Annotated in this window: 32 protein-coding genes; 28 read left to right on the forward strand and 4 right to left on the reverse strand. The window is 46.6% G+C overall.

Annotated features, from left to right (window positions below; genetic code table 11):
- Positions 1–166 precede the first annotated feature (166 nt).
- Together GBC03_01165 and GBC03_01170 are read left to right on the forward strand one after the other, a co-directional pair.
- Positions 167–3,232 carry a Tn3 family transposase gene (locus tag GBC03_01165; GenBank protein QFS68894.1) on the forward strand — a complete coding sequence of 1,022 codons (3,066 nt, stop codon included), beginning with the start codon at positions 167–169 and terminating at the stop codon, positions 3,230–3,232.
- Positions 3,229–4,251, forward strand: a complete 1,023-nt coding sequence (locus GBC03_01170) for an IS110 family transposase (protein ID QFS68895.1) — start codon at positions 3,229–3,231, stop codon at positions 4,249–4,251. Before GBC03_01165 ends, GBC03_01170 begins: the two co-directional genes overlap by 4 nt.
- 198 nt (positions 4,252–4,449) lie before the next feature.
- Here the strand turns inward: GBC03_01170 and GBC03_01175 are convergent, their stop codons facing one another.
- On the reverse strand, positions 4,450–4,671 hold the full coding sequence (locus tag GBC03_01175) for a hypothetical protein (GenBank protein QFS68896.1): 222 nt from the start codon (positions 4,669–4,671) through the stop codon (positions 4,450–4,452).
- A gap of 252 nt (positions 4,672–4,923) precedes the next feature.
- Here GBC03_01175 and umuD point away from each other — a divergent pair, with 252 nt between their 5' ends.
- The 6 genes from umuD (at position 4,924) to GBC03_01205 (ending at position 9,546) form a co-directional block, all read left to right on the forward strand.
- The gene (gene umuD / locus GBC03_01180; GenBank protein QFS68897.1) at positions 4,924–5,340 is read left to right on the forward strand and encodes a translesion error-prone DNA polymerase V autoproteolytic subunit; all 417 of its coding nucleotides are present in this window, start codon (positions 4,924–4,926) and stop codon (positions 5,338–5,340) included.
- Complete coding sequence (umuC, locus tag GBC03_01185; protein QFS68898.1) at positions 5,340–6,605, forward strand: translesion error-prone DNA polymerase V subunit UmuC; 1,266 nt, start codon at positions 5,340–5,342, stop codon at positions 6,603–6,605. Before umuD ends, umuC begins: the two co-directional genes overlap by 1 nt.
- Positions 6,606–6,754: 149 nt before the next feature.
- On the forward strand, positions 6,755–7,645 hold the full coding sequence (locus tag GBC03_01190; GenBank protein ID QFS68899.1) for a DNA replication protein: 891 nt from the start codon (positions 6,755–6,757) through the stop codon (positions 7,643–7,645).
- A gap of 114 nt (positions 7,646–7,759) precedes the next feature.
- Complete coding sequence (locus GBC03_01195) at positions 7,760–8,338, forward strand: hypothetical protein (protein ID QFS68900.1); 579 nt, start codon at positions 7,760–7,762, stop codon at positions 8,336–8,338.
- A 288-nt stretch (positions 8,339–8,626) separates the two neighbouring features.
- Complete coding sequence (locus GBC03_01200) at positions 8,627–8,884, forward strand: transcriptional regulator (GenBank protein QFS68901.1); 258 nt, start codon at positions 8,627–8,629, stop codon at positions 8,882–8,884.
- A 170-nt stretch (positions 8,885–9,054) separates the two neighbouring features.
- Positions 9,055–9,546, forward strand: coding sequence for a GNAT family N-acetyltransferase (locus tag GBC03_01205; GenBank protein QFS68902.1), 492 nt, complete (start codon positions 9,055–9,057; stop codon positions 9,544–9,546).
- An 85-nt stretch (positions 9,547–9,631) separates the two neighbouring features.
- Here GBC03_01205 and GBC03_01210 read toward each other — a convergent pair whose 3' ends face one another.
- A complete protein-coding gene (locus tag GBC03_01210) occupies positions 9,632–10,123 on the reverse strand; it encodes a hypothetical protein (GenBank protein QFS68961.1) in 492 nt (163 codons plus the stop codon).
- A 548-nt stretch (positions 10,124–10,671) separates the two neighbouring features.
- Here GBC03_01210 and GBC03_01215 point away from each other — a divergent pair.
- The 5 genes from GBC03_01215 to GBC03_01235 all read left to right on the forward strand — a co-directional run bounded on the left by GBC03_01215 (position 10,672) and on the right by GBC03_01235 (position 13,177).
- The gene (locus GBC03_01215; protein QFS68903.1) at positions 10,672–11,073 is read left to right on the forward strand and encodes a DNA-binding protein; all 402 of its coding nucleotides are present in this window, start codon (positions 10,672–10,674) and stop codon (positions 11,071–11,073) included.
- Positions 11,074–11,260: 187 nt separating this feature from the next.
- Positions 11,261–11,551 (forward strand): hypothetical protein, encoded by a 291-nt coding sequence (locus GBC03_01220; protein QFS68904.1) that lies wholly within the window; start codon positions 11,261–11,263, stop codon positions 11,549–11,551.
- A gap of 77 nt (positions 11,552–11,628) precedes the next feature.
- Complete coding sequence (locus GBC03_01225) at positions 11,629–11,865, forward strand: hypothetical protein (GenBank protein ID QFS68905.1); 237 nt, start codon at positions 11,629–11,631, stop codon at positions 11,863–11,865.
- Between the two features lie 29 nt (positions 11,866–11,894).
- Positions 11,895–12,446, forward strand: a complete 552-nt coding sequence (locus GBC03_01230; GenBank protein ID QFS68906.1) for a DNA-binding protein — start codon at positions 11,895–11,897, stop codon at positions 12,444–12,446.
- Between the two features lie 326 nt (positions 12,447–12,772).
- A complete protein-coding gene (locus GBC03_01235) occupies positions 12,773–13,177 on the forward strand; it encodes a hypothetical protein (GenBank protein ID QFS68907.1) in 405 nt (134 codons plus the stop codon).
- A gap of 26 nt (positions 13,178–13,203) precedes the next feature.
- On the opposite strand, the gene GBC03_01240 is transcribed toward GBC03_01235, so the two are convergent.
- Entirely contained in the window at positions 13,204–14,193 is a 990-nt protein-coding gene (locus GBC03_01240) for a hypothetical protein (protein QFS68908.1), read from the reverse strand.
- A 122-nt stretch (positions 14,194–14,315) separates the two neighbouring features.
- Between GBC03_01240 and GBC03_01245 the strand changes: the two genes are divergently transcribed.
- The 13 genes from GBC03_01245 (at position 14,316) to ssb (ending at position 21,770) form a co-directional block, all read left to right on the forward strand.
- A complete protein-coding gene (locus GBC03_01245) occupies positions 14,316–14,639 on the forward strand; it encodes a hypothetical protein (GenBank protein ID QFS68909.1) in 324 nt (107 codons plus the stop codon).
- A complete protein-coding gene (locus GBC03_01250; GenBank protein ID QFS68910.1) occupies positions 14,632–15,702 on the forward strand; it encodes a phosphoadenosine phosphosulfate reductase family protein in 1,071 nt (356 codons plus the stop codon). The genes GBC03_01245 and GBC03_01250 overlap by 8 nt, the downstream gene beginning before the upstream one ends.
- Positions 15,703–15,817: 115 nt before the next feature.
- On the forward strand, positions 15,818–16,129 hold the full coding sequence (locus GBC03_01255; GenBank protein ID QFS68962.1) for a hypothetical protein: 312 nt from the start codon (positions 15,818–15,820) through the stop codon (positions 16,127–16,129).
- Positions 16,130–16,137: 8 nt separating this feature from the next.
- Positions 16,138–16,473, forward strand: a complete 336-nt coding sequence (locus GBC03_01260) for a PerC family transcriptional regulator (GenBank protein QFS68911.1) — start codon at positions 16,138–16,140, stop codon at positions 16,471–16,473.
- 111 nt (positions 16,474–16,584) lie between these two features.
- Complete coding sequence (locus GBC03_01265) at positions 16,585–16,782, forward strand: hypothetical protein (GenBank protein ID QFS68963.1); 198 nt, start codon at positions 16,585–16,587, stop codon at positions 16,780–16,782.
- A gap of 74 nt (positions 16,783–16,856) precedes the next feature.
- Complete coding sequence (locus GBC03_01270) at positions 16,857–17,318, forward strand: hypothetical protein (protein ID QFS68912.1); 462 nt, start codon at positions 16,857–16,859, stop codon at positions 17,316–17,318.
- 90 nt (positions 17,319–17,408) lie between these two features.
- On the forward strand, positions 17,409–17,810 hold the full coding sequence (locus GBC03_01275) for a hypothetical protein (GenBank protein ID QFS68913.1): 402 nt from the start codon (positions 17,409–17,411) through the stop codon (positions 17,808–17,810).
- Between the two features lie 199 nt (positions 17,811–18,009).
- A complete protein-coding gene (locus GBC03_01280) occupies positions 18,010–18,894 on the forward strand; it encodes a hypothetical protein (protein QFS68914.1) in 885 nt (294 codons plus the stop codon).
- Between the two features lie 79 nt (positions 18,895–18,973).
- Entirely contained in the window at positions 18,974–19,501 is a 528-nt protein-coding gene (locus tag GBC03_01285) for a hypothetical protein (GenBank protein QFS68915.1), read from the forward strand.
- Positions 19,502–19,506: 5 nt separating this feature from the next.
- Positions 19,507–19,812, forward strand: a complete 306-nt coding sequence (locus tag GBC03_01290; protein ID QFS68916.1) for a hypothetical protein — start codon at positions 19,507–19,509, stop codon at positions 19,810–19,812.
- 12 nt (positions 19,813–19,824) lie between these two features.
- On the forward strand, positions 19,825–20,277 hold the full coding sequence (locus tag GBC03_01295) for a hypothetical protein (GenBank protein QFS68917.1): 453 nt from the start codon (positions 19,825–19,827) through the stop codon (positions 20,275–20,277).
- Between the two features lie 82 nt (positions 20,278–20,359).
- Positions 20,360–20,890: a hypothetical protein gene (locus GBC03_01300; protein ID QFS68918.1), complete on the forward strand. Its 531-nt coding sequence runs from the start codon at positions 20,360–20,362 to the stop codon at positions 20,888–20,890.
- 322 nt (positions 20,891–21,212) lie between these two features.
- Complete coding sequence (gene ssb / locus GBC03_01305; GenBank protein ID QFS68919.1) at positions 21,213–21,770, forward strand: single-stranded DNA-binding protein; 558 nt, start codon at positions 21,213–21,215, stop codon at positions 21,768–21,770.
- Positions 21,771–22,041: 271 nt separating this feature from the next.
- Here ssb and GBC03_01310 read toward each other — a convergent pair whose 3' ends face one another.
- Complete coding sequence (locus tag GBC03_01310; GenBank protein QFS68920.1) at positions 22,042–22,239, reverse strand: hypothetical protein; 198 nt, start codon at positions 22,237–22,239, stop codon at positions 22,042–22,044.
- Positions 22,240–22,456: 217 nt separating this feature from the next.
- On the opposite strand from GBC03_01310, the gene GBC03_01315 reads away from it, so the two are divergent.
- Together GBC03_01315 and GBC03_01320 are read left to right on the forward strand one after the other, a co-directional pair.
- On the forward strand, positions 22,457–23,137 hold the full coding sequence (locus GBC03_01315) for a hypothetical protein (GenBank protein QFS68921.1): 681 nt from the start codon (positions 22,457–22,459) through the stop codon (positions 23,135–23,137).
- 27 nt (positions 23,138–23,164) lie between these two features.
- Complete coding sequence (locus tag GBC03_01320) at positions 23,165–23,479, forward strand: hypothetical protein (protein ID QFS68922.1); 315 nt, start codon at positions 23,165–23,167, stop codon at positions 23,477–23,479.
- The last annotated feature ends 5 nt before the right edge of the window (positions 23,480–23,484 follow it).

The raw sequence follows: 23,484 nt of genomic DNA on the forward strand, positions 1-23,484 counted from the left end.
TTTCCGCCATAATATCGCATTTAAGTTATTGCATTTAATCTATCGCATATAGGTTATGGCATAAATCGTGTGATGTCACGTTTTGGTTATACCGTCAGGGTGTACCCTTATGCGATAACCATTTTTGTTAAAAATAACGCATCGAATAATTTATGAGGAAAACTATATGGCAAGGAGGCAGATTCTTTCTCTGTCGGAAAGAGAATCATTACTGGCATTACCGGACGATGAGTTAACGCTGACCCGAATGGCCTATTTCAGTGAGCATGATCTGGCGCTTATCAGTGCTCACCGTAAACCCGCCAGCCGTTTTGGTTTTGCCGTCCTTCTTTGCTATCTGAAAAATGTCGGCTTTGCCCCGGATAAAAAAATCTCTCCCTCTGATGCGCTGCTGAAGCATATCGCCAGCAGGCTAAAGCTTACCGGGGATCTCTGGCCTGCTTACCTTTCCGGCCGGGATACGACCCGGCGTGAGCATTTAACCGAACTGTACCGCTATCTTGGCGTAAAGGCGTTCACCGGCAAAATACAGCAGGACTGTATTACGCACCTGTTATCGATGGCGACGCGCACCGATAAAGGCATTCTCCTAGCCGAAGAGTTACTTGTCTATCTCCGGCAGAACAACGTGATAATCCCCGCGATTGATGTCGTGGAGCGTACCTGTGCTGAAGTCATGGCAGGCGGCGATAAAATCGTATTTCATACCCTGAATGCCCCGTTAACTCCGGCTCACAGGGATGCCCTGGATCATTTACTTGAGTCATCAGATAATCAGCCTTCCAGGCTGACATGGCTTCTGCAACCGCCGGGTAAAATCAATGGTAAGAACGTGCTGCAACATCTTGATCGGCTCAGCAGCATTGAATCGCTGGCATTACCTGAAGGTATAGATCGTACCATTCACCAGAACCGGTTGCTGAAACTGGCGCGGGAAGGCCGAAAGATGAGTAGCCGGGATTTGACCCGATTTTCAGCTGCCCGGCGTCATGCGATCCTGGTGTGCGTGCTGGAAGAAGCCAGAGCCACACTGACAGACGAAGTGATTGAGCTGCATGAGCGAATGCTGAATAGTCTTTTCAGCAAAGCCAAACGAACACAGGCTGAGCGCCTTCAGCAGACCGGAAAGCTGATCCAGTCAAAACTGAGGCAGTACATCGATGTCGGTCAGGCGCTGTCTGATGCCCGTGATTCCGGTGGCGATCCCTGGCTCGCAATAGAAAACATACTCCCATGGGCTGAATTTGTCGCCAGTCTGGATGAAACACGCCATCTCGCCAGAAAAAATAATTTTGACCCGCTGCATATTATTACCGAGAAATACAGCACATTACGGAAATATACCCCACGCATGTTGTCCGCTTTACAGTTAGTCGCAACCCCGGCAGCGCAACCTCTGGCTGATGCACTGGTTGTGATCAAGGATATGTACCGGAAGCAGTCACGTAAAGTTCCGGCGGCAGCGCCGCTTGAGTTTGTCCCTGAAAGCTGGCGCAAGGTGGTGATTACACCTGTGGGTATTGACCGGCAGTACTATGAGTTTTGTGCACTCAGCGAGCTTAAGGGGGCGTTGCGCTCCGGGGATATCTGGGTTAAAGGCTCGCGCCGCTACAAAAATTTTGATGATTACCTCATACCCGAGAAGGACTTTGACAAACTCACACCGGCACTGCCACTGCCCGTATCTGCTGATTATCATGAGTACATTACCAGCCGTATGACCCTGCTTCAGTCCAGACTTGAAGAGGTCAATGCCATGGCTGCCCTTGGTGAACTGCCCGATGTGGAAATATCCGACAGGGGCGTAAAAGTCTCTCCGCTGGATAACTGCGTTCCGGCGCAGGTTTCACCGCTGGCAGAGCTGGTTTACAGCATGCTACCGCGACCTAAAATCACGGAAATTCTCGATGAGGTAAACAGCTGGACGACGTTTACCCGACATTTTTCGCATATAAAAAATGACATTACCCGTCCCGATACCCGCTTGCTCCTCACCACCATTCTTGCGGATGGCATCAATCTTGGCCTGACCAAAATGGCAGAAGCCTGCCCCGGGAGCACCAAATCATCACTCGAAGATATTCAGGCATGGTACATCCGTGACGAAACCTATTCAGCCGCTCTTGCAGAGCTGGTAAATGCGCAGGGGAAAAGACCGTTGGCGGCATTTTGGGGAGACGGAACAACGTCATCATCAGATGGACAAAATTTCAGAACCGGCAGCTCAGGCCGCTACGCAGGGCAGGTTAACCCGAAATATGGGCAAGAGCCTGGACGTCAGTTTTATACCCATATTTCGGATCAATACAGCCCGTTTTACACCTGCATAATCAGTCGGGTCAGGGATTCAACCCATGTTCTCGATGGCTTGCTGTACCACGAAAGCGACCTGGAAATCAGGGAACATTACACCGATACCGCTGGTTTCACCGATCATGTCTTTGCCCTGATGCATCTGTTGGGATTTGCGTTCTGTCCGCGAATCAGGGATCTCCACGACAACAAACTGTTTATCAAAGGGAAAGCAGAGAAATACCCGGCGCTTCAGTCACTGATATCAACGACCAGCCTGAATCTGAAAGAGATCGAAATCCACTGGCGTGAAGTGCTGCGTCTGGCAACCTCGATAAAGCAGGGAACCGTGACGGCATCCCTGATGCTGAAAAAGCTTGCCAGCTATCCCAAGCAAAACGGACTTGCCAAAGCACTGAGAGAAATTGGCCGCATTGAGCGAACCCTGTTTATGCTCGACTGGTTCCGCGACCCGGCTCTGCGTCGGCGGGTACAGGCGGGGCTGAATAAAGGCGAAGCCCGTAACGCGCTGGCGCGTGCGGTATTTATGCACCGACTGGGAGAAATCAGGGACAGAAAACCGGAAAATCAGAGCTATCGCGCCAGTGGACTGACGCTGCTGACGGCTGCCATATCCCTGTGGAATACCGTCTATATGGAAAGAGCGGTCGATGCCCTGAAGCGTAAAGGGGTGAAGATCAACGAGCAACTGCTGTCGCATTTGTCGCCGTTGGGCTGGGAACACATCAATCTGACAGGTGATTATATCTGGAAAAGCAACCGGATACCGGCTTCTGGTAAGTTTCGTCGGCTAAGACCAGCTAAAGTCGAAAGGTCAAAAAACAGCCTTAACGAATGGAAGGGACTTCCCCTGATTATGCGCCTGATTAACTCTTGTGCAATCATGGGGTACACATCGTCCCGGAGGAATTCGTTATGACTATCACGACTGTCGGTATCGATCTTGCTAAAAATGTGTTTGCTGTTCACGGTGTTGATCAAAATGGTAGAACTGTTCTGGTTAAGCCTAAAGTATCGCGTGCTGCACTTCCTGAGTTAATTGCAAGTTTGCCTCCCTGTGTTATCGGGATGGAAGCATGCTCCGGGGCTCACTACTGGGCAAGATTGTTTCGGCAGTATGGTCATGAGCCACGTCTGATGGCTGCTAAGTTTGTATCGCCTTATCGTATGGCCGGAAAATCAGGAAAAAATGATGCAGCTGATGCTCAGGCTATCTGTGAAGCTGTTCGTCGTCCGCATATGCGGTTCGTACCAGTGAAAGACGAAAGCCAGCAGGCCATGCAGTGTTTACATCGTACCCGTCAGGGTTTTATCGAAGAGAAAACAGCAACGTATAATCGTCTGCGAGGATTGATATCTGAATTCGGTGTCATCGCGCCACAAAGTGCTGATGCCCTGCGCCACATGGTTTCTGTGCAGAAGAGCTCTTTACCGCTTCAGGTTCAGCAATGTGTTGATGATTTGATGGAACACGTTGATCGCATTGAAGCTAACATCACTGAATATGACCGAATTTTGTCCCACATAGCCAAAACAGATCATCGCAGTCAGCGGCTGATGGAGCTAAAGGGCGTTGGTCCCACAACGGCCTGTGCACTGGTCGCCAGTATCGGTAATGCACATGATTTTAAAAATGGACGTCAACTGGCAGCCTGGCTGGGGCTGACGCCATCACAATACAGCAGCGGGGGAAAGTCGAAACTCGGCAGGATCACAAAAGCCGGTGATTCGTATCTGCGAACGCTTCTGGTTCAGGGGGCTCGTTCAGTGCTTATTGGCGCCGGGAAAAGGACTGACTCATTCAGCCGTTGGGTTTGTATGTTGGTTGAGCGCAGAGGGTACTGGCGGGCTGTTGTGGCCATCGCCGCCAAAAATGCGCGGCTGTGTTGGGCATCACTACATTACGGTGATGATTTCCGGCTGTACTCAGTCAACTAAAGCTCGAAGCTGTATAACCATCTGACCTGCAATTCGTTGATGATAAAGGGTTAGACCCCGTGAGGCCTATCTGGCTATTGTACAGGATATACGTATCCGCTTAACGAACAAGAACCTCACGCGCGTCTTTCATCAGGGCCCGAATCGATGACGATTCATCATGGCCGTTTATAGTACCGCAGTCTCTCCCCTTTATTTTTACTGAAGAGCAGACAGAAACCATAAATACCGGCTTTGACATGCCGGGGAAGTCCTTATAGTACAATAATTTTCGATATCCAAACTGACCCCCCTTTCAGCGTTCTGCTCAATAATTTGTCGAGCATCCACATCCATTGCGGCCAGATCAGCGTCAGAGAAAGGGGATTTATCAAAGTCGGCCAGCATTTGTTGAGTTGCTTCATTTGTAAACTGCTTCATCGTTATTACTCCTTATAAAATGTATGGGTAAATGCCGGATTGTAAACGAAACAAGCACGAGTAAATTCTGAAAATGAACTAAAGAATCATATGGTTGCAATTTGTTATGTGCAGTTACCCACTTCTGGACAAGTGATAAGAAACACCTGAAGAGTGATAGCGGAAAATAACTTTCGGAAAAGGAGGTGTGAAAATTCCTAGCCCCTGCTTATAATACTGTATAGATATACAGCACCACGAAGGCAGAGCATTATGAAACTTATCCCAGTGACACAACAATCACCTGGTCAATACCCGCTATTCAGTCAGGCTGTACCTGCTGGCTTTCCCAGCCCGGCAGATGATTACATAAATGAATTCATAGACTTAAACGAACACCTTATCAAACACCCATCTGCGACCTATTTTCTGCGGGTTACAGGTTCATCAATGATTGATGCACGTATTCACGAAGGTGACCTGGTGATTGTGGATAGCTCACTTGAGGCAAAAGAGGGGGATATTGTGATCGCGACCGTCGATGGCGATTTCACCATTAAGCGGTTGCAGCTAAGCCCGGCTCCCGCGCTACTGCCAATGAATAGCCGGATGTCACCGATCTATCTGAAAGAAGGCGAAGAACTGGCCATTTTTGGCGTGGTGACCTTCATCGTATACAAGGCCTTGTGATGTTCTGCCTGGTGGATTGCAACTCATTTTACGCATCCTGCGAGAGAGTCTTTCGGCCCGATCTGGTGAACAAACCAATTGTATGCCTTTCGAACAATGATGGCATGGTCGTGGCACGTTCAGCGGAAGCTAAAAAATTAGGTATCCAGAATGGTGACGTGTACTTCCAGAAGAAAGCATTCTTTGAAGCTAACGGTGTACATGTTTTCAGTTCTAACTATGCCTTGTACGCGGAGATCTCCCGTAGGGTGTGTGAGACATTATTTAAATTCTCAAGTAATACTGAGGTCTACAGTATTGATGAAGTTTTCCTTTCGTTTGAAGGAATGCAGAAAAATTATAATTTTGATGACTATGGAAGAGAAATAAAGAAAACCGTATTAAAGAGCACCCATATACCTGTGGGGGTGGGCGTATCGACAACTAAAACTTTGGCAAAACTAGCAAATAAAGCTGCAAAAACATGGACTAAAACAGGCGGAGTGGTTGATCTTAGCAGTCCAGAAAGACAACGCAAATTATTGCCATATATTGATGTAAGCGATGTCTGGGGGGTGGGCCGGAGATATGCCACCAGACTGAACAGCATGGGCATCAGGACAGCTCTCGATCTGGCCAATGCGCCAACATCGCTTATCCGTAACACATTTGGAGTCGTTCTGGAGCGAACTCAGCGCGAATTGAATGGCGAGTCCTGCATAGCCCTGGAAGAGGTGAGGAAGGTTAAGCAGCAGATCATCAGCTCGCGTTCATTCGGCCAGAAAATAGAGCACTACGAAGCAATGCACCAGGCGGTGTGTGAGTATGCCGAACGTGCAGGCGAGAAGCTGCGCGAAGAGAAGCAATACTGTCGCTGCATAACGGTTTTTATTGGCACAAGTTACTATTCGAAAACGGCCCCTTACAGTGGCCAGCAGACGGTCAAGCTGGAAAACCCCACCGCCGATACCCGGGAAATCATTGCGGCTGCGGTCGCAGGGCTCCGGCATATCTGGCAGGAGGGATACCGATACCATAAAGCCGGAGTGATGCTATCTGACTTTTATGATAGCGCCACCAGCCAGCTCGATTTGTTTGGTGAGAACCGGCTCTTTGCCAATGGTGAAGCGTTGATGGGCGTGATGGATAGAATTAACCGGTCAGGCCGGGGGAAATTATGGTTTGCGGGCCAGGGCATCGACAAAGACTGGGCGATGCGGCGGGAGTTATTGTCACCATCCTATCTCACTAATATTAACGAAATCCCTCGCGTCAGGATTGGCTAATCAGCAGTGAAAACTTCATTCGTCATCGATAAAATTCGCCTGTAAACAAAACGAACTTGATATACTCGGTTTCGCTTGTTATGAGTATGTATGTACATACAGTCCTCCGTGCAGCGGAGGGAGTTTAGAGCCCTTTTTCGGGGATAGAAATGAATATCTCAACAACTTTCCAGACGCTGGAGAGCGAGATCACACAACTGCGTGGAGTGCTGGGTTCCCGGCTTCCGCTCAAGGCGAGTGTCTGCGTCCTGCCAGCCGTTGCTGATGGCGAAGAAGATATGGCCATCGAACACATCATGCCTGAGCTGAAACAGGGACACGATGCTGTCCATGCTGCCTGCGCGGCATACGCTGACCTGCATATCAGGGATGGCTATTCGCAGAAGTCAGCCCGGCGCACTACCGGCGTATTATGGTACGACAACACGGATGCGGAATTCTCTCAGCTGGTTACCCGGTTGGTGACATCCATCAACCAGCATAAAGAGAGCATTCAACGCCACATCATCGAAAACTACGGTGGTGATCGCCGACCGGAATACATGCGCTTCAACGCGCTGCATAGCGCCTGCCCTGGTGTCATGACCCTGCATCTCTATCGGCAGTTGCGCATGTTTGATAACGCTAACGTCAATCTGGTTAGTTTCGGCTGGAGGCAAAAGACGCTTTTTAGCAGGGTTAACAAAATCGAGTTGCTCCAGAAAATGGGCAAGGACATCGAGGAAGATGAAGATAAATCAGTCAGACTCAACTCGTTGATTAAAGCTATTGCGCGTGTACCGGAAGAAAAGCTTCGCTTACGCCGTCCGGTTAAAGTGCATCCAGCTGCAAACATCGCGATGGCTGATCCTGAACAACCCGACCAGGTACTGCGTCTTTCTGCCGCTTCATCTATGCCGTTCATTATCATTCAGGATGAGCACGTGAAAATTCGGCCATTGCCGGAGTTCGTGGCCAATGAAGTAAAGCCGAGGAGTAACCGCCTCAAGACAGATGTGATCGGTATATTCCACGGCGAAAGTATCGAAATGATTCTCTGACCACACCGGCCAACGGACTGGCCGTATTTCCCCCTCATAATTTCGTCACTCGCCGTCCATGCCATACCCTGAAACTAATATTGAAAATTCATTATGTTCAGCAAGGAATGTGGCGTGAAATACTATGAATGTGCGCTCAGGTTCAGAATCGCCCCAGGTGACGTGTATGGGATCCACCAGCAACTGGATAAGGTAGTTCAGGAACGTTCTGGGTCGCGACTCCCGTACACCTTCTACTCCCGCAAACAGAGTGCCTCAGACACCCAAGTAGTGCTGAGAACGGCTGTTGCACTCGGGCTCCCTGGCGAAGTCATGAAGGAAATAATGTTTGTGCCTGGTGAGAAAATTCGGATCTTCGGCTCGCTGGCCACCATTCGACGCGAGGAAGTTGGTGGCCGGAAAAGAGAGATTTGTCCACCTGCCCATGAGCTCCCGGATTACATCCACTATCACCTGGAACGGGCCGGGGTGAACTGCGAACGGTTACGTATCGTTCGTAGCACCAGGTTCCATATTATTAAGCCCGGGAGCGGTGACGGTACATCCCACAAGATCATTGTACCGATGAGCCAGTACGATGCTGAATGCGTGATTGAGGATGTCGGCGCACTGGAACAGGCATATGCTTTCGGGCTCGGAAGAAAGCGGATATTCGGCTTTGGCTATATGAACAGCATCGAAGTGCTTCCCTGAACAGACCATTAAGCATAGTTAATATCTGAATTTCTAACCGGCTCCCAAACTTACAGCATTAACACTTCTGATACACCCTTTAAATGCTGTAAACTGTTGTAGCCCTTACTAAATCGTAAGAGTGGGGATTTGCAGCCCCGACTAATGACACGCCGTTCATGCATTTGAACGGTTCGCACTCGCTCGCCTGTTTTTTATCAATGGTGGGTCGGGGCGTGGGAGCCTTACGGCTCGCCAGTCGTCATTAGCTGGTACTGCAAACCATGTTCCGATTCACCACCAAAGGAAATGGAGATGGAAAAACAGGACTGGCATAAGGCAGACATCATAGCTGCGCTACACAAGAAAGGTTTGTCACTTGCCTCACTGAGTAGGGCTAACGGTCTTTCAAGCAGCACCCTGGCAAATGCACTGACACGTGACTGGCCAAGAGGTGAGATCATCATCGCTAATGCAATTGGTGAAGAACCTCAAGAAATATGGCCATCCCGATATTTTGATAAGGCAGGAATGCCAATCAAGAGAATCATAAGAAAACCGGTTTAAACGAAAAAGGCTGGCATTTTGCTGGCCTTATATACATCTTGACTCTGCTACTGAGAAACATCGATACCGGCCAAATGGCCATTAGCGAAATACCCCGCTCGTTTCTATTGACCTCTTTATCTCCATGTAATCAAATTGATTGAATAATAACGGTTATGAGAGACAAATTGATGACGGTGTTATCTGCCCCTGAAATGCGCTTTGGAACCAAACAGGATATACCCTTTATCATAGCGGTGATTCGCGACGGTATGAGGGATGGGTATTTTAACTTTGATGATGATGACGGACTGTCTCAGTTCGAAAGTCAGATCTCAGAAGCCATTGCCAGGCGGGAACGGGGAGAGAATTGCGCCGATTTCTTGTTTGTATTTGATGACCCAAATAATGGCGCAGCGATAGGATTTGCCCTGCTGACTGGCAAAAATGGCGCAAATGGACTTGCTTCACATTTGGAAATCAGGATGTTTGGTGTTACCAGGAGTGAAAGACAAAAAGGATTTGGGCGATCTATGTTGCAAAGTATTCTGGGTGCTACTCCCGGCCATAAACTGGAAGCATCCTGTCTTCCTGCATCAGTTGTCATGGCCAGATTGCTGACCAATACGGGTTTTCACGTTAAAGAAATAAGCCCATTTGGAAAGCGTACTTTCCGGCGCTAATGCGAAATTCAGATAAAAAAACCGGCTGGTGAATCCAGTCGGTTTAGTAATCCTGCAAAAGGACGCTGGACAGCGACGGACGACTTCAGAGCTGTGGCAATGGCCCCTGGTTGTCTTCCGCCGCAGACTGGTCTTTATCCGGGGTGGCCGTTGCAGTCCGCGAAGCATCAAAAGAGACCGTTGGGTCGCTGAGTGTCAGGATGCCAGTGTCTTCAACTTCGCGTGTTGTCAGCGTAAGCTCCGATTTACTGTCATCACACTTATTCGTTTTCTCCGCCAGTGCCTTGCACCAGATATAACGACCGCTCTGGGCATCAGAGACTGAAGGCTCACCATATTTCTCGATCGCCGACTTCAGTAGGAGATCAGGATTGCTGAATGAGAAGCGGATTTTGTAAGCGACCGGCTCAATGGGGTCAACTGCCGTATCGGGTATAAAATATACCACTGTCTCCTGGTGTGCATCTCCCCAGAAAATACTATTCAATGAGTTGTTGCTGTAGCGCTTTTGAATTTCTTCACCAGCTGACTGACCAAGTTTGTCAGTGATAGCAGTGATCGCTTCAGAAGCTGTCATCCGCAGGCTTACCGGCCCTATAGAGAAAGACATAACATCAAAGCTATTCAGGGGGGTAATGGCGTTTTCTGGAGCGGTAGATGAATCGGGCACGTCATCACTGTACAGACTGTCATCCCCCGGAGGAGGCGTTGCGGGTGCTGAATTTTGGATGTCAGGTGTGTAGCTTGGATCGGGAGCGTATAGGCCCATTGTATCATTCTGTACAGCTGAATATACCGAAGCGGTCGGCAGGACGGTAAGGAGCGCAAGGGCGCAGTATCCAAGGTATCTGGTCATATTCACCTCGTCAGTAGCGGTTGTCCTACTGTAACAGTGCGAGGTTTGAGAACATCATGAAAATGGGGTCAAAGCGGGGCGAAAAACAAGCCTGGTACACATGGCTTACGTTGCAGCGGGGAGATCTTCTTAAGTCGGAGAAAATGAGTGAGAAAACGCAAATATCGAAAATGGAATGAAGTACTTAATTACCTGACAGGGGGTACATGTTAACCTGACGAGCATTGCTTACTGTCTATTTGTAGATTCAGGCTACAGGGAGAATCCAAGTGCCAAACTGCATACCCCTTAATCCGGTATTACCTAAAAACTTCGACGATACACCTAATGAAAAGCGGTCAAAGTCTCAGCTTGATGCCTGGTGGGATCATCCATATGGCATTACTCGCCCGGACGGGAAAATCACTGTTCGATGCCTGAATGGAGGAGCTTGGGATCGTTCAACAGTGCTGGGAGTAGCGGACAATTACGAAGAAGCCTGCGAGCTCGCAGAGCGCGAGCAATCAGCATGGGTCAAACGCCGTGCGGAGCCAATATTCTACTATAGTGTTGAAGCTCCATTCAGAGCGGTAAGGGATGCACAACGTCCTGATCAGGAGCAGACCTTTGTCGCGTCTTTTGACACGCAAGATGAGCTAATCAGCTGGCTTAATAGTCAGAAAACCAGTTAATACCAGGTCTGGAAGTCTGCTTCTCACCAGACTTCCACGTTAGATTATCAAGCCACCCCATAATTGGGGTTCGGTATAAACATTCCATTTCGGTCTATTCCCCATCATTACATTCCTCTATCCGTAAATTTCGTCAGCCTGCACATCGGGGTGATACTGATGTCAGGTAAACAAAACGGATGCAAAAATGCAGACATGTTCGGAAGCCCTGGCGATTGAATTATTCAACCAAGTTGGACGTGAGGCAGCTATTGCTCGATATAACTTAATTTGCGAAATAGCCCAGCGACGTTTCGAAGACAGCCTGGCCAAATATGGTTCCGTGCCAGCTGGTTTCACCGCGCTCAATTTCCTCCATCCGGCAGAACTTCAGGAGCGTTACATCCTGGGGTTGGGAATTCAACTTTGTATCGATGAGCAGCAGGAAGCCAGGGAACGGGTTTTAGCTCGCTGCCTGGCAAGAAAAATGGCCGCATAAACAGGTGATAAAACAACTCAGCTATAGCTGAACACGCACTAATTGGCTATGTTAACAAAACGAACAAGGTGGCGATTATGTACAGTGAATCTATCGATCGTGCTATCAGTATCCTCAAGGACGCGGGCGAAAAAATCGGTATGGAACTGGGTAATAATGTGACATCTCAGGAATCAGAACTACTTGAGGATGCGCTGGTGGGCCTGACTAAAGTTAAAGGTCAACTCTGCGGTAATCACTCCTTAACTGATGTAAAAGCGGACGTCGTGCCTTTTAGTCTCAGTTCGACGAAGAACGTCGATAGCCCGCATTAATTAACAACCACCAGCTGGACGGAAGGGATATGACTGAAGACAACGCCGGTAGTGTTTCTGGAAAAGAACAGAACGCCCCAAAAGCAAATGCCCACCTGGACAGGCTCTTTGATTTTATTGTTACAGAAATCAAAGAGCAGGGTGCAGCACCGTCTTACGAGCAGATCTGTTCTTCTCTGGGGTATTCAAAAGGTCTCGTTTCCCGGCGTATCCGGCAGCTGCATGACCAGGGACGAATCATTATCGATGGCGACAGAAAGTCTATGACGCTGCGCGTGGCGAAAGGGCAAGGACATGATGACATTGCCGAACTACCGGACATGACCAGCGATAGGAAAGCGATCATCTCCTACGTCAAAAAATACATGAACAGAAATGGTGGCCGTGGCCCATCAGTTCACGCAATAGGTAAAGCTCTCGGCTTCTCGAATAACAAGGCGCGTAGACATGTGGACTATCTCGACGAAGTAGAGAAGGTACGTTACAGCCCTCATCTTAATGAAGTAATCGTTATCAATCAGGGTGATTACGTTAAAATTACACAGGACAACGATGAACCACAGAGCCCGGCAGAAGGTTAGCCATGATTCGCATGTGGAGAGAAGTTGTAAACGTAAAGGTTCAGGACGGGAGCCGTAACGGACGAATCTGGTTTCTTGAACTTTCGTGTGGGCATCATGCTGTCAGACGTATACCTCGATTACGTCTCCATAATCTGACCCAGTTCGAACGACTTGAGCCACCAGCTAAATGTCACTGTGTATTGTGTGAAATGGATGCTATTGCAGGACAAAAATAGCAATAAACACAACATAAAAGCCCTCAATTTGTCCCCATTGTTTTTAGCCTGACAGCATTGGTACTGATAGCCTAATCATATTTCAACGCATAACCCTATGGTGGACATATGAAAAAAGCTGTTTTTGGCCTTTTAGCACTATTGCCCTTCATAACCAGCGCAGAATCGATCGATCCGAACGATTTCTATGCTCAGCAGCCTTCTCAGAACTACCAACAACCTGCTGCCAGCGAGCAACAGGACGATGCTGACAATTCCAGTGACCAGACAGCTGCGATCGTATTGAACCTAGAAAGTTACAAACCGCTGGGGAATTTTGTAGTCCCCCAGGGAGTGGAACGCCCATTCATTAGTCTGATTAACAGCAAAATTTTCATACTGTCTGAGCAACCAGATAAACGCTTGGCTGGCCTATGGATAGGTCGTAGTCAGGATGGTCGTGAAGCACTTTGTGGTTACCTGAACAACAGTATGCAGGTCAGAAAATGTTATTACATCTTATATCGTGAGTAAAAAATGGGGCCGTAGCCCCATTTATTTTAATGTTTGAATGAGGGTATAAAGGGTATTACTGGATTTGTTCCTAGCGAAGCTAATTCGTTAGGCGCAAGATAACGTCGCAGTTCAGTAATCAATATATCAACTGATTTATCCCAGCCATCTCTCACAATGTTTAGAATGTGCCGAGCTGGATAATGTGTTAGAAAAGGATGGTTGGGGCCAAATTTATTAAGGTGTTCAATAGTACCTATTGCATCGAGATAATCTGTAACAAGATGGTGTTCTGACTCAAAAATAGCGACAAATTTATAACCATCAGCAGCGTTTACCCACTGGCAAGTACAGTCATTAAGCTGAAATTGATTAGAACGTTTTTCCCCCTTGGGTTTAGGATTGACTCCAATACCAAAAGACAAATACAAACCTTTCCTTCCCCAGAAGGCCGGTCTCTTCAAGTCCTGACCATTGTTTCCTTCGACCTCTCCAAGAATGCCAAACAAAGTAGCTGATTCTTGGTTAGGATTCGTTCTCATACGGAAAAGAATGCATAGATCTGCAAACTTTAAGCTATTATAAACTGAATTATAAAAGACATTCTCATGGCCAAGTAGATAAGGATTATGCTCTACCGCAAAATTAGTGCCACTTCTAAAGTCACGGCAGCTAATGAATACACCAAACTGGCTCATATTAGCGAGGATATCGACATTGCGATAATCAGACAAATTAATAAGTATAGTATTTAAGACTTCTCTACCTTCATAACTCATCAGATAGTGGCAGAGCAAATTTTGTAGACCGAAGTTTCTGAACTGATCTTTAATTAAAGAAAAATATCCTTCACCAGCTAATGAAACTAGGTTTCTCATTGTTGGTGTATGTTTCCCCATGAGAGGGGAATTAAAACGTACCTTCATCCGGTTATTATCATAAAGGGTTTCAATAATTGAGCAAAAGTGCATCGCCCAATACGCGTTGTTATCACCAATTAAACCGGGTTTCACTACAGTAGTTTTAGAAAAATCCATTCTGTCTCCAAAGCAGTAATCAGTCACTCATAACACGATATTTGCAGTGAAAGTTATATCTGTAAGCAAATTTCGTCAGCTGTTAGCGTCGTATTAGGCTTAGTAAAAAGCCGGAGGTAGATATGCCTAAAGACGATGTTGCAACAATCATAATCCAGAATGGGTTGACGCATAAAGTAAATGTGATCTGCAAATTCAGCGCACAAATCAACAATCAAATGTTCTCATTCATCATCCATCGCACATTAAGCGTATGTCGATATGCGCTTGTCTGTAAGGCAACAGGCCAAAGAATTGCAGTTCTTGATACCAGTCGAGTAAAGGCACTTGGTATGGAAGCAGCAGGTAAACTAGCGCTATCAGATCTGGCCTCATCATTAGGCGAGACTAGACTTGCTGCGATTCTGACAAATTCACTTCAGAGCAGGAGCGCGGCAAGTGAGTGATTTAATCGACGATAACTTTATTATTCCTGCACTGAGTAGCATAGCAGGCATCACCACGCCACTATCAGGACAAACGTACAGGAACGCTCCAGATATCGACATATCTTGCTATGACGTGATAATCATTTGCCTTAGCGGCGGAAAAGACTCCATAGCCTGCCTTCTCCACTTAATTGACATCGGGGTCGATCTGTCCAGGGTGGAACTCTGGCATCACGATGTTGATGGCCGCGAGGGAAGTACTTTAATGGACTGGCCATTTATGGCCGACTACAACCGCAAAATAGCTTCAACATTTCAGATACCGTTGATGTTCTCCTGGCTTCAGGGAGGAATGGAAGGTGAGATGCTGAAAGAGAATGGCTACAGTCGCCCGCAATGTATCGAAACCCCAGATGGATTAATAATCGCGGAACGTGATATCCAGCGAAGCACTCCCGCCACGCGACTTCGGTTCCCTCAGCAATCACCAAGCCTTAAAACACGTTGGTGCTCATCAGCACTAAAAATTGATGTTGGTCGGCGAGCACTCACAAATCAGAGACGCTTTGACGGAAAAAAGGTGCTTTTTATTACGGGGGAAAGGAGAGCGGAAAGCTCTAATAGATTCAATTACTTACAACTGGAGCCACATACCAGCAGTTGCAAAAAAAGACAAGTTGATGCCTGGAGGCCAGTACTTGAATGGTCTGAAGAACAAGTCTGGGAGATTTTAGCAAAACATCGTGTTACAGCCCCAGTACCGTATCGTCTTGGATGGGGTCGCAGTTCATGCTTAACGTGTATATACAACAGTGCTCGCATATGGGCAACCATCAAACATTATTTCCCCGAGCGTATTCACGCAATGGCCAACTATGAAAACCGCTTTGGGGTCACTATCAGTCGTAAACGAATAAATGTTCTGGATCTAAGCCAGAATATTTCTCCTATTAATATCACGGATGAGGAAGCGCTGCTGCAAGCGGTAAATCCGGTCTATACATTGCCCGTCATTAACATGTCAAAAGAATGGGTGCTACCTGGTGGGGCGTACAACCGGGAGAAATGCGGGTCAGACTAATTAGCCATCAGCGATTTATAGCTGAGATTTCGTCACCTGAATATTACGTGGAAAATAGATATCAAATAGCAACATTGATACAGGCTTAACCGCCTCTGAAGGAAATATTATGACGATGGTAACGGCCAGAAATTGTACTGAAACACGGTTCAACCAGTTATGGGATGCTCTGCATGAAAAAAGCAGTGCGGAAAACGAATCCTTGTTTCAGCAAGAATTGCATCGCTGCCGCAGTAAACGTCAGCGAAGTAAACTGGCCGGGCGATTCGCCGGTGCCTGGCAAACCTTATTCGATGCCTTCTGTGAAGGTCGGGTCTTCTGCTCACTTCTGGACTCGGTTATCCACCAGGAGAGTATCAGCGAATGGCAGGTTGAAGAGTTAATCTCATTCACTTCTGCCCAGATGTCGACTCTATACAAAGGGTAGAGGTAGATATGGGACAAAGAAAATGTGCAGCAGCGTTCCTGCTCGCTGAAGAAATGTACCAGATACCAGCGACCAAATCGGTGATACTTGCCCGGGACCTGGAAGAAAGAGGGTTGTATCTCCGCGCTGCCAGGCAATGGGGAGAGGTCATGTTTGAACATACCCAGTGTACTGAGTACATTGTTGAACAACGGGAACGTTGCATTCGGTTATCCAATTCTCGCCATGAAGACCGTATCAGACAGCATGAGCAGGCAAGTGATCTTCAATATATTCACAAGCATATTAATGATGTATACACACGGATGGGACTAAAAGACGATGGTGTCTTTAATACCGCCTGATTTGTCGACCTTTTCCGTTCATTAAAAAATGAAACTGAGGAGAATGAGCGCACTCTTGACTGATTTTGACGGAGGATTACGTAAGTGGTTAAACAAAGTTTATTTGACCTTATAGGAGCTACCACGGGCCCAGAGCGAGATCTGTTGATCGTAAGCCTTCAGTCTCTACATCGTGAACGAGTAAGCTCATACAATGCATTGTGTACAGCCTGCTCAATCTCTGGAGATAAAGTCCCGCCAATGTCTTTATTCGGCATAGACGAGGTTACTGATGCACTACGCCGGTTAGGTGCATTACCGATCAGATAGTTCTTCAAGTAGTCAGGGTGAACAGGTTTGAATTGATACAAACGGCCTATGCTGAAGAGGAACAGAGATAACTGATGAAAACAAACGAAAACCTGCTGAACAGCATTGGAAAAAGTATTCGAATGTGGCGAGATAACTGCTTCCCTCCATTTCAGCGAGCGTATGGAACATGGTTATTGGTTCTGGTTTCGGTTAATGCCGGGATATGGTTTTACATAACCTCTGACTGGTCTGTACAGTTCGTCGGCAATATAGCAGGGCTCTTGGTTTTCCCAATGCTGGGTCGAAAGGTTTTTACAAAACGCGCCAGATCTTGGCAAGAAGAACTGGATATTAAGCTGGCAAAATACAAACCGCATAACATAGCTGCATGGAGGGAGTTGCAGGCTTATGCCTTGGAATCCAATACGCTATCTTCACAAATTGTTGAACGGTGGTATTTCAAAGAGCGGGAATTTATCAAGACGGCCCAAAAAGGGAAGCCGGGTAGTTCTGAACTCAAATTTCTCAAGAATAATACTGGATCAAAGCCTTAAGGAATCTGAGAGCCGGTGCGTAATGCAGAACCCACAGCCGAAGGGTTTTGGGAGTTAAACTGATACAGCTTTTACCGTGAGGTGGGATTTATGTCGAATGTCTTGCAGAAAGAAAACATCATCATGTCTCTGCCTCATCGTGACTGGAGTTGTGAAGTCATCGAGTGCCGATTAAAAGTGTGCCCCGTACCTGACGAACTCGACAGGGGGAATAACATCTTTTTCATCGTGGAAGACCTTTACCAGCTACGCGAGAACAGTGAATCACTTAACGTGCTTGGACAAATTCTGGCGAAACGTTTCCCACACATACCACCAAAAAGAATGCACCTTGTGCTGCACCGACGTGATGTGCAGAAAGCTCATGGAGTAGCCATCCACCTCTACCGCTTCATGCGTAGCGAGAAAGAAAATAACCGTAGTATTTTCATTGGTCGTAACCCTACTGAAGTTTCCCAGAAGACGGCATACGCCTCGATGTGCATTTTCTGACCACCAGCTGTTGAATCGTCACAATAGCCGACATAGTCGGCTATTTTTTTACGCTAAGAAAAACCATTTATGCCCACAAATTGCGGTTGAAAAAGCTATTTATTTTTGGGTGCAAAACGTCCTCATTCTCACTGTAACAATAAATTTCAACATGTGATTATAGTGAGAGTCGAAGCTGAAACATGAATGGTGGCTACATATGCATGATCTCCAGAATTCGTTAACTAGCAAAAATACCAACATTATCCGTGCTGAATTTGAAAATATGCTTTCTGCGCGTGGAACATCTATCGTGCGTTTTGATACCAACGCAGGGGCGAACAGCGGCGAGTATATAGGAAAAGGAATTCAACGTGAGTGGGTTGGGTATTTGCTAAACCATACGAGTTCTGGCCATACGGTCAAGGCATTTGAACCGGTGTATTCTATTCCTTTAAAAATCAGGCCAGACCTTCAATCCAGAAATATTGCAGACCACCAGACTAAAGTAAAAAAGTTATTTGAAAGTTATGATGAAGCGTATCTTACAGCCGCTATAGACTCAGAAGAGTATTGCAAGCCATTCTGGGTTTATCAGAATGCAGATGACGGTCATTACTCGATCAGTACTCGCGGTTTCAAAAATGCAAATGCACCTGCAAGCATTCCGAGCGATAATCGCATTGATATCGCTCAGATGAAAATGGGATATCCCATGCTCGATTATTGCCATAACATTATACCGTCCTCAGTCGTGCGATTAGGATTTAATGGGCGAGTGTTTACGCAAGGTAAGTATTATTACACCAATGAAGAGGTTTTCAGTTGGTTGTCCCGGAACCCGGATAGCGCAGTTTTCATTACGTTCCCAAAAGTTAACCAGACTGATAGATCTGAATTGATGTCAATTATGAAACGAGAATTCCTGAATTCGTGGGGTTTATTCTCATATTATCGCTGGCTGGGACGCAGCACCGCATTACTGGCATTGAGCCCGGTCAGTTCTAATGCTTCTGTTAAGTTAAGAAGTAGCAATGCACACTTCTTCAAAAATGCAATGCTGGCTGTTAACACGATCATTCCTAAAGGTAACGGAATTTCGTAATCGGAATAGTTACCGTTAGAGTGATTTAAAGATCGATTCATTCTGGAAATTGAACGAAGAAAATTTAATGGGAGTAACTATGACTGCACTACGCCGTATCTCAACAGAACCAAGCTGGACTCCAGTTGGCATCCGGGGCGAAGGGTTACCGACTAAAGCAGGTGTATACCGTTTTATTGTTCCCCGGGAAGCCGATAGCTCAGAACATATTGAGTTTCTGGCGTTAGTGCGCTGGCGTAAACACGGTGTTCATCAACTGTTATTTCCCACCTTTGAATACATCGTATGCGACGAGAATATCGTGCTCCCAGAAGGCACATGCTGGCGTGAACGCGAACCGTGGGATCCAGATACGCTGGGGGAAACCGAGTTCATCATCGTTCCTGAAATGAGCGCGGGTGCTCAACGCTGTCCGTTCTGCAAAGAAGTTCCGCGCATCGTTGGTGATAAATACAACTTTGAGTATAAGGAAAACTACATCACGAAAATGCCTCACCGGTTTAACCGCCTGTGGTTCAGCTGCTGTAAATGGGTTGCTCCTGTGCCCACTTCTGGGATTCAGTCACTGATTACGGCCTGGAACAAAATGCTCGGGTCATCCCGGTAGGAGTAATGATGAAATGTGCGTACCTACGAAAGTTTCTGATCATTGCTTTCATAACCGGCATTAGCGGATGCCAGAGTCTCGGAATAGGGTTAAGCCTGGATGAGCGCTACCAGAAGGCTTATCAGAAAGTACTGGCTGACCCTAATGACGATAACATTAAGACTTTCATGAAACTCAGCCAGGAAAAAGGCGAAAGAGACATGCAAGAGGCAAATTCAAAAGCCGCAGCCGACACTCGTGAAAGCGATAAGGGGTTTACTGAGTATTTTAAATCATATGGCAACGATGGATTTAAGCGGGCCAGACAATAAGAAAGAGGTCATATGTCATTACAGCAATCGCATGAAAATCTGGAGTTCCTGAAGGGGGCGGTCTGGTGCGCCGCAAAACTCGTTCAGGAAATTGGCGATTCAAAAGGTGCAGCTATTCTTATCACAAACTTGCCGGTTGGAATTTTCCCTCAATGTAGCGAAAGGGATTTATTTGTTCTGAGGCAATATGTCAGGAAAGATCTGCCACTTGGTATTGATGCCGAATATAGCGATATCAGGCCGGTCTTAATTGATTATCTGGGAGAGCCAGTAGACCTTCCTGAGTGTGAACTGGATAATTATGAACCGGCTCCTGGTGAAATGCTCCGCTGGGGAGTAACTGGAGATCTCAGTTCCGGGACACGATGTGTGCTGGTGGATAATCTTGCTTATCTCGCTGAAGCAATTGGTATCAGCAACGCACTAAGGCAACAGGCCGCAGAGTCAATCCAGCGCACCCTGTGATTAGTGAGTCGCCCCGAATTTCGTAAGCAGCATAAATGCCCTTAATCTTTATCCTACATATTTCAGGTTGTTGGGGTTTACCATGTACAAAGACCATTTTCCACAAGCGTGTCCTTCATCGATAAAAGAGGGCCAGTCATGCTGGCGGGTATTTATTGATATGGACGTAGACAACCCGTCGAAAATAAAAACCAGCGTCGAATTAATAGAAGTTGGCGTAAAAACAATTCGAATGAAAAAGAATGCGGCAGAAGGCAGTGAAAAAACTGTTTTTCTTGTGGATAAAATCCCTGGAATCACATTTATCAAAATTCGGCCTAGCGACAAAAAGCCAAGCGTCTGGAATACAAGCATCAGCAGTTTCTATAAACATGACGTGGAAATCGGGAAAACATTCCCCGTTGGTATCAGAACGACTAAAAGCGCTGCGTTTCGTACAGCAACAAAAAAAGTTGAACAGAGTATGCAAGAATACACTGATACTATAGCTAAGCTTGAAAACGACTATGTTAAGAATGAGACGGAGATTGCTGAGTACAAAAATGAACTCGCTGCTTACCAAACAATACTCCAAACCCTAAAACGTATGGCAAAAAGGCATCTCAAGCAATAATACATTTCGTCTCTTTTCAGGTAAACAAAATGGAAACACAATGTATTTTCATTGCAGGTTTCAAAAATTGTTTCACTCTGGGCCATACATGTTTAGTATGGGGACATAACAAAGAGAACGCTGGCGAGTACGCTGGCATAAAGATCACCTTTCCCGGCCTGGCCGGGATTTTTTTTGTCTGATGTGCCGTCCTTCTCACCACAAACTTAATATCCTGACTATTTTTATGGATGTGCAGTGCAATTATTTAACGAATTACCATTCGTCACCAGACCGGACAGGCTGATAATAATGTCATCCGATACAGAGCTGGGGAGGGTGTATGACTAATCGTGGCTATAGCAAAGTAATTATCGAAGGTACTGTAGGCCGTGAGCCTGAAATCCGACAACACCCTACCCACGGCATCTACGCAAAGATTTATGTAACAACATCTGAGTCCTCAATGGAGGATAAATCTGGTCTGGAGAAAATTACGGAAGAACACTATCAGATCATTTTGCTTGGTCAATTTGCTGATGTGGCCCGCAATCATCTTCATGTCGGGACAGGAGTGTACCTGGAGGCCCAATTGCGTACCCGCCTAATCAAGGAGGATGGTAAAGAACGCTTCTTTATGGACGTACTTGTCAACCCCGTGAAGGGGCATGTTCTTCGCAAAGTCAATGTAGGCGGTAATAAACTGGTGAGTCGTCACCTCCAGCAGAACCGTGGGCAGGATCACCGGCAGAATACCAGTTATAGCCGCAGGCCACAAAACACGAACGCGAGGCCAGCAACACCACGCAACTCGCCCCCAACAATGGAAAATTATTATTTGGGAAATCAGGATGAAGTTCCAGGAAGCACTGGTGCTTATGGAACTGAGATAGCCTTTTAATGATTAGCAGCATATCTGTTTTAATTTGTATCATAACTAATGGGGAATTATTGCCGTGAATGAATTCAATAACGCACTCCAGACGATACTGGAAAATGGGTCTATGTCATATGGCCAGGCTGCTATTTATGCCGGTGGTGCAATTTGCGTTGCGGCCCTTTTTTCGGCGATACTCAGAAGTGGACTACTGGTAATTTTGGGAATTGTCTCAGGCTTTTATCTGTTCAGTCTCAACACTCCAGACAGTACACTGGCGTATACTGCTGCTGCCTCAGACCGTCTCATCGAGCAGGTTAAAGCTGTCGGTGGATGCGCCACTAGACACATTGAGGATGCGCAAACTCTGGGTATCATCATAAAAAATGGCGATGTTATCGAGATAGCAAAGCAGTGCGGTATTATAAAATAATAACCGTAGCATATTATGATTGATGAATGCCTGAATGGTAATCTGCTCGCGGATTACCATTATTTTTTGAGATGTCTTATAGAACTTATCTAAAATTACATACGACTGTCATGACAGTATAAGGTCTTTATGAAAAACGTCGTCAAAACTTTACTACCCTCAGTGAACACTGGTGATCAAGACGAAAGCGTAAAATCGGATACGCTGACTGGCACTACTAAACCCTGCGACCACGGACTGGTTCATAATCATCTTTTAGGGCAGGAGGCCTGTTACTATGCCAAACACTAACGACTCGCTGACAGGACTCAACGTCGAGCTCGTTGGTGCATCGAAACAAGAGTTTACTCTCCTCACTGAAAACCATCTGATGCGCCGCATCATAGTGGCTTTATCTGAGTTAATGCGTAACGCGGAAGGCGTGATGATTGATTCTCATGTTTACCCGTGGGATCAAGTTCTCCCTGCTGCGATGGACATTCCATCATCCAACGCTTCTGATGAAGAGATACAGAACTGGATGATCAGTGCCTGTAAGGAGTGGCAGTGCGAATACAATCGCCGGGTTCAGTCGTTTACCGCATCAGAAGTAAAAAGCAAAAGCGACACCGAGAACGATAACCTATTCCTGCTGAATATCACCAACCTAGCCCATATGCTGATTGACCGGTTACTGCCGTTTGTCAGTATCGAGGAGATTAATCATGAGGATCCAGATTTACTCCCCCAAGTTATTGATATCGTGAATTATATGGTTGGTGTTATAAATGGTACAACCAGCACACAACAAGTCAGACAAGAATTGTTTACTGCCGGTGCTGATGACGCAGTATTTGCACTCAAACTAAAGCACAAAGAGCTAACCAGCCGGGGTGAAGATGCTGGATGGCTTGAAGAGGCAATGAAGATAATCGAAGAAAACAAACGCCAATCCATCGACTTTATGCAGCGCAGCTAATCGTTCCCATAATAAAAGGGTAATGCTATGAGTAAACATCTGTACTGTATTAAGGGTGTTTTAAAACCCAGGAAATTTTCTGTAAGTCTGATAAGAAATAAACTTAGCTCATTTGGTTTAAGGGGAAGTACTCTTCGTAGCGAAACCGCTCGCATTCTTGCCGGGCCAATAGATGGTATTAAGGGTACGTATCCCTTCGGCTGGTCAGAAGAACATTTTGACCGCAGGATGAAACGCATATTCATTCGCGCCGGTAATGCTTCCAGACTTTCTGATAATCGTCCATTTGCATTAAAACGACGCAGCGCTTTAACTATCAGTAAAAAGTATCTTTCTGTGTAACCACC

The sequence above is a fragment of the Citrobacter telavivensis genome, assembly GCA_009363175.1.
Classification (GTDB): Bacteria; Pseudomonadota; Gammaproteobacteria; order Enterobacterales; family Enterobacteriaceae; genus Citrobacter_A; species Citrobacter_A telavivensis.